The organism is Streptomyces niveiscabiei, assembly GCF_001419795.1.
Lineage (GTDB): Bacteria > Actinomycetota > Actinomycetes > Streptomycetales > Streptomycetaceae > Streptomyces > Streptomyces niveiscabiei.
In genome coordinates this window covers 1-5,965 of record NZ_LIRL01000959.1, presented here as the reverse complement: position 1 = coordinate 5,965, position 5,965 = coordinate 1, and the positions used below count along the sequence as shown (strand labels likewise).

The following is a 5,965-nucleotide window of genomic DNA, read 5'->3' as shown; positions in this document are numbered from 1 at the left end:
CGCGCCCAGCGGCGACGCCAGCATCGACGCGAGGCTCAGCGGCAGCGTCCGCACCCCCGACTCGACGGGCGTGAACCCGCGCACGTTCTGGAGGTACAGCATCACGAAGAAGATCACCCCGAGCAGGATGAAGAAGTTGAGCGCGGTGACGACCGCCCCGACGGTCAGCGCCGGGCTGCGGAACAGCCGCATCGGCAGCAGGGGATGGGCGACCCGCTTCTCGTACCAGCCGAACAGGACGAGTACGGCGATCCCGCCGCCGATCGCGCCGAGCGTCCCGCCCGAGGTCCAGCCCCACGTCTCGCCCTTGACGACACCGAAGACCACGGCGAGGAGCCCGCCCGCGAGCAGGACGACCCCGGGGACGTCGAACGTCTCACCGGCCGCCGCCTCGTTGCGGGACTGCGGCAGCACGAGCAGGCCGAAGACGAGCGCGACGACACCGATCGGCGCGTTGATGTAGAACACGGACTCCCAGTTGACGTGCTCGACGAGCAGCCCGCCGACGATCGGCCCGAGCGCTGTCGACACGGACGAGATCATCGCCCAGATCCCGACGGCCATCCCGAACTTGCGCGGCGGGAACACGGCCCGCAGCAACGCGAGCGTGTTCGGCATCAGCATCGCCCCGAACAGCCCCTGCACGGCGCGGAAGGCGATGACGCCCTCGATGGACCCGGCGAGCCCGATCGCCACGGACGCCGCCGTGAACCCGGCGACTCCGACGAGGTAGAGCGTGCGGCGCCCGAGACGGTCACCGAGCTTCCCGCCGAGGATGAGGGTCGCGGCGAGGGCGAGGAGGTAGGAGTTGGTGACCCACTGCAACTCGGCGGTCGTCGCCTTCAGATCGCGGGCGATCTCCGCGTTGGCGATCGACACGACCGACCCGTCGAGGCCGACCATGAACAGGCCGAACGCGACGGCGACCAGGGTCAGCCACGGGTTGGCGCGCAGATCGCGGGCGGGCGCGGTGGACGTGGGTGCGGGCGCTGTGGAGACAGCGGTGTCAGGCATGGGTGAGAAGTCCTCATGACGTACCGGCGCGCCCGCGAGACAGGGGCGTGCCGAAAAGAGCTGAAAAGAAAGGGGAGTTGGTTAGTCGTCGCGCAGGGCGTCGGCGAGTGACATCAGAGCGCCGAGCGCCGAGCCGAGAGCGTCCAGATCGCCTTCGGTGAGGGTCCGCAGCGCGGCCGAGATCCGCCGCGTGACCAGGCTGTCGACCTCGCCGGTCCGCCGCCGCGCCTCGGCGGTCACCCGCAGGCGCGCCACCCGCTTGTCGTCCTCGTCCTGCCGCCGCTCCAGCAGCCCCTCGGCGGTGAGCCGGGTGACCAGGGCGCTGACGTTGTTCGGCATCATCCGCAACGCGTCCGCCGCGCTCTGCACGGTCACCCCGTCGTTCTCGGCGACATGATGCAGCAACGCCAACTGCCGCTCCGGCGGCTTCGGATACGGCAACGACGCGTCGAGGTGCCGTTTCACGGCCCGGTTCAGCACAGGCAGACACACCGCGAGGCCCTCGGCCACACGGTCGGCGCTGCTGGGGCTCGGCTGAGCCCCACTGATTCCGGACACCAGGCGAGGATATGTATGACGAGACACCTATGTCAACATACCTATTGCTCGCGGACGGGCGTTCGAGGGCCGGGGGAGGCCCGCTTCACGCCTTCGGATGAAAAGCGGGGCGGGTGACCGGCCGGTTCCCGGGAGCGCTCTACCGTCGGAGAAGCGCATTCCCGCGCTCGTGAACCGCGTTCCCCAGAGGTCAGCAGCATGCCCGGTCCGCACACGATGACCGCCCTCGTCCTCGGACACCGCGAAGTCGCCCTGGAATCCCGCCCGATCCCGCTCCCCGGCCCCAACGAGGCCGTGATCCGCACGACCGCCTCCATGATGTGCCGCTCCGACGTCCATGTCTTCGACGGCGCCATGGCCGTACCGCTCGGCCGGATCCTCGGCCACGAGAGCGTCGGCCGTGTCCACCGCCTCGGTGACGCCGTCACCGGATTCCGCGAGGGCGAACGCGTCGCCGTCAGCGCCGTCACCCCCTGCGGCCAGTGTTCCTTCTGCCAGTCCAAGGCGCCGCAGCAGTGCGGCGGGGGAGTGGGCGGCTGGAAGTTCACCGCGCAGCAGGACGGGTCCCTCGCCGAGTACTTCACCGTCCCCGACGCCCGCTACAACCTCGCCCGCATCCCCGACGCCGTCAGCGACGAACAGGCCCTCTACGCCACCGACTCGCTGAGCACCGGCCTCGCCGCCGCCGAGCAGGCCGCGATCCCCCTCGGCGGAACCGTCGCGATCCTCGCCCAGGGCGTCGTCGGGCTCTCCGCGACGATCGGGGCCCGCCTCCTCGGCGCCGGGATGGTCCTCACCACCGCGACCCGGCCCGAACAGGCCCGCCTGTCACGGCGGTTCGGCGCCGACCACGTCCTCGACCCGCGCACGCTCGACACCGTCGACCACATCCGCGCCATCGTCGGACCGCACGGCGTCGACTGCGCGATCGAGGCGCTCGGCACGCACGAGACGTTCGAGCAGTGCGTACGGATCACCAAGGCGTCCGGCACGGTCGTCAACGCGGGCTACCACGGCTGGAAGAGCACCGGCCCGCTCCCCATCCCCATGGTGTCCTTCGGCTTCGGCCTCGGCGGCAAGACCATCCGCTCCGTCCTCCCGCCGGGCGGCGCCGAACGCCTCACGCGGATCTTCCGGCTCATCGAGGGCGGCCGGATCGACCCCACGCCCATGACGAGCCACCGCTTCCCCTTCGCCGAGGCGGACAAGGCGTTCCGGATGCTCGCCGACCGCAGCCACGGCGTCCTCAAGCCCCTCCTGACGTACTGAAATCCCCTGAAAGCACCTGCAAAAACCCCGGGAGCCCCCATGCCCGTCACCGCCGGAGTCCTCGGCTGCGGCTACTCCCTGCCCGCCCAGGTCCGCCGCAACGACGACCCCGTCTGCGACGCCCTCGACAGGAGCCGCAACCCGCAGGGCGTCATCGAGTCCGCCGTCTTCCGGGGCCTGGACCGACGCCGCTTCCTCGCCCCCGGCGAACGCATCGAGACCCACATGGCCACCGCGTCCCGCGCCGCGCTCGCGCAGGCCGGCGTCGGGACGGACGCCGTGGAGCGGCTGTACGGGTATGTCACCGTGCCCGAGTACGCCACGCCCAACGGCCTCTTCCAGGTGCACCACCGGCTGGGCCTGCCCGACGAGAAGATGGTCGTGCCGATCAACGGCGAGTACAGCAACTTCCTCCTCGGCCTGATCCACGCCGCCGAGGCCGTCGAGGCGGGCCGCGCCGGGACCGGCCTGGTCGTCGTCGGCGCCAACTGGACCCGGCACTCCGACTACACGCAGGGCTACTCGGTGAGCATCAGCGACGCCGCCGGAGCGGCCGTCGTCGGCCCCTCCGACCGCTTCGTCCTCGCCGACCACGCCTCACGCACCCTGAGCAGCCAGTACCACGGACTGGCCCTCAAGCACACCCTGCTGACGTTCAACGGCCTGACCTTCCAGCCCGTCGACCCGGACACCGGCCTGCCGACCCTCGTCTACGACATGACACAGACCGGCAACGAGGACCTCCTCGGCTCGGTCAAGGACGGCCTCCCCGTCCTCGTGAACGGCCTCCTCGCCCGCAACGGCGTCAAGGGCGGGCAGGTCAGCCTGATCACCCATCAGGGCTCCCGGCTCCTGATGGACCACTGGGCCGACCGCATCGGACCCGCCGTCCACCTCGACACCCTCGCCGAGTTCGGCAACATGACGATCGCGACGTACCCGGCCAACCTCGCCCACCACTTCACGGACATCGGCACCGAGTACGTCGTGATCGCCGCCGTCGGCTGCGGCCTGCACGTCACGGCCGTCCTGCTGCGGGTCTGACCGGCTCAGGGGGACGAGGTCGGGCCGATGCGCAGCTCGAACTCGCCGTCGTACTTCTCGTGGCCGGCGATGACGGCGGTGTCGATGGCCTCCTCGCCCCGGCGGCCCCGGACGATGAGCGGGTCGTGGCGCAGGTCGCGGGTGAGGGCGACGCACAGGCCGACCATGACGAGGGTGAAGGGGGCCGCCGCGAGGATCGTCAGGTTCTGGAGGCCGGTCAGCGCGTCGCCGCCGCCCCCGCCGACCAGCAGCATCACGGCGGCGACCGCGCCGGTCAGCACGCCCCAGAAGACGACCACCGCGCGGGTCGGCTCCAGCGAACCGCGCTGGGAGAGCGTGCCCATGACGATGGACGCGGCGTCGGCGCCGGAGACGAAGAAGATGCCGACCAGGACCAGGACGACGACGCAGGACAGGGTCGCCGCCGGGTACTCCTGGAGCATGCCGAACAGGCGGCTCTCCGGGGTCGTCGCGTCGGCCAGCTGCCCCTGCTCGCGCAGCCGCATCGCCGACCCGCCGAAGACCGCGAACCACAGGAGGCTGACCGTGCTCGGGACGAGGATGACGCCGCCCACGAACTGACGGATCGTCCGGCCCCGGCTGATCCGCGCGATGAACATGCCCACGAAGGGCGCCCACGAGATCCACCACGCCCAGTAGAAGATCGTCCACCCGGACAGCCAGTCGGAGACGCCCTCGCCGCTGGACGCCTGCGTACGGCCCGCCATCTGCGGGAGATCCCCGAGGTAGGAGCCGATCGAGGTCGGCAGCAGGTCCAGGACGAAGACCGTGGGACCGGCGACGAACACGAACACCGCGAGGGTCAGCGCCAGCACCATGTTGATGTTCGACAGCCACTGGATGCCCCGCGCGATGCCCGACACCGCCGACGCGACGAACGCCACGGTCAGCACGGCGATCACCCCGACGAGGACCCCGGTGCCGACGCCGTCCATCCAGCCCAGCTCCGTGATCCCGCTGCGGATCTGGAGCGCGCCCAGGCCCAGCGAGGCCGCCGAGCCGAAGAGCGTCGCGAAGATGGCGAGGACGTCGATGACCTTCCCGATCCAGCCCTCGGCGCGCCGCCTGCCGATCAGCGGGGTGAAGACGGCGCTGATGAGCTGCCGGCGCCCGCGCCGGAACGTGCTGTAGGCGATCGCGAGCCCGACGACCGCGTAGATCGCCCAGGGGTGCAGCGTCCAGTGGAACAGGGTCGTGGCCATCGCGGTCTCGACGGCCTGCGCGTCGCTGGTGGGGGAGGTGCCCGGCGGCGGGGACGCGAAGTGGGACAGGGGCTCGCTGACGCCGTAGAACATCAGGCCGATGCCCATGCCGGCGCTGAACATCATCGCGATCCAGGAGACGGTACGGAACTCCGGCGTCTCGTTCTCCGCGCCCAGCGTGATCCGGCCGTACCGGCTCGCCGCCAGCCACAGCGCGAACACCACGAACCCCGAGGCGGTGAGGACGAACGCCCAGCCCGCCTTGTCGATCAGCCCGGTCAGCAGATCACCCGACACCCGCTCCATCGTCCCGGTGGACACGGCCCCCACCACGACGAAGGCGAGGGTGACGGCCGCCGCGACCCCGAACACGACCGGGTCGGTGCCGCTCGCCTCCCCGTCCTGTTTTCGCAGAGCACGCTCTTCCGCCGTCGTTCCCGGCATGCGCCGTCCTCTCCCGGCCGGACGCCACCGGCCATCCGAAGTCATCACATCGCGAAACAGCCACCACGATGCGGAACAGACTCCCGCCGCTTCGACACCCCGTCAACCCTTCGCGCAGACCATCCCGCCAAGGCCGGCGCCGTCGTGCAATCCCCCGTTCGGGCGACCTCAGCGGACCCGTCCCCTCCACGGGTGAATCGAACGGCCCGCCACTGCGGCAGCGCCCGGCCGAACCGGGCGCGGTCGAACTTGCGCTCGACACATCGCCCGGTTCCACCCGTATCGCCGCTGTGAGCAGGGGAGTTGTGCGGGTGATCCATCCGATCCCGCCACCGAGGAGAAGCCATGCATCCCGTCCGCCTGCTCACCGCCCATCGGCCCGCGTTCGAAAATCCCCCCGCCCGGGCCGTCCG

The 5,965-nt window shown here is 70.9% G+C and carries 5 protein-coding genes; 2 read left to right on the top strand and 3 right to left on the bottom strand.

The features are described from left to right. Positions 1 to 1,014: MFS transporter (locus AOK24_RS37790; RefSeq protein ID WP_159052133.1), on the bottom strand; the 1,014-nt coding region annotated here is incomplete at its 3' end. Positions 1,015 to 1,095: 81 nt separating this feature from the next. Further along, a complete protein-coding gene (locus AOK24_RS37785) occupies positions 1,096 to 1,572 on the bottom strand; it encodes a MarR family winged helix-turn-helix transcriptional regulator (protein WP_240554310.1) in 477 nt (158 codons plus the stop codon). A gap of 198 nt (positions 1,573 to 1,770) precedes the next feature. Between AOK24_RS37785 and AOK24_RS37780 the strand changes: the two genes are divergently transcribed. Both AOK24_RS37780 and AOK24_RS37775 read left to right on the top strand, forming a co-directional pair. Then, positions 1,771 to 2,841, top strand: a complete 1,071-nt coding sequence (locus AOK24_RS37780; protein WP_055724459.1) for an alcohol dehydrogenase catalytic domain-containing protein — start codon at positions 1,771 to 1,773, stop codon at positions 2,839 to 2,841. 39 nt (positions 2,842 to 2,880) lie between these two features. Further along, on the top strand, positions 2,881 to 3,885 hold the full coding sequence (locus tag AOK24_RS37775; protein ID WP_055724458.1) for a 3-oxoacyl-[acyl-carrier-protein] synthase III C-terminal domain-containing protein: 1,005 nt from the start codon (positions 2,881 to 2,883) through the stop codon (positions 3,883 to 3,885). A 5-nt stretch (positions 3,886 to 3,890) separates the two neighbouring features. On the opposite strand, the gene AOK24_RS37770 is transcribed toward AOK24_RS37775, so the two are convergent. Beyond that, positions 3,891 to 5,552, bottom strand: coding sequence for a BCCT family transporter (locus AOK24_RS37770; RefSeq protein ID WP_055724457.1), 1,662 nt, complete (start codon positions 5,550 to 5,552; stop codon positions 3,891 to 3,893). Between the last annotated feature and the right edge of the window lie 413 nt (positions 5,553 to 5,965).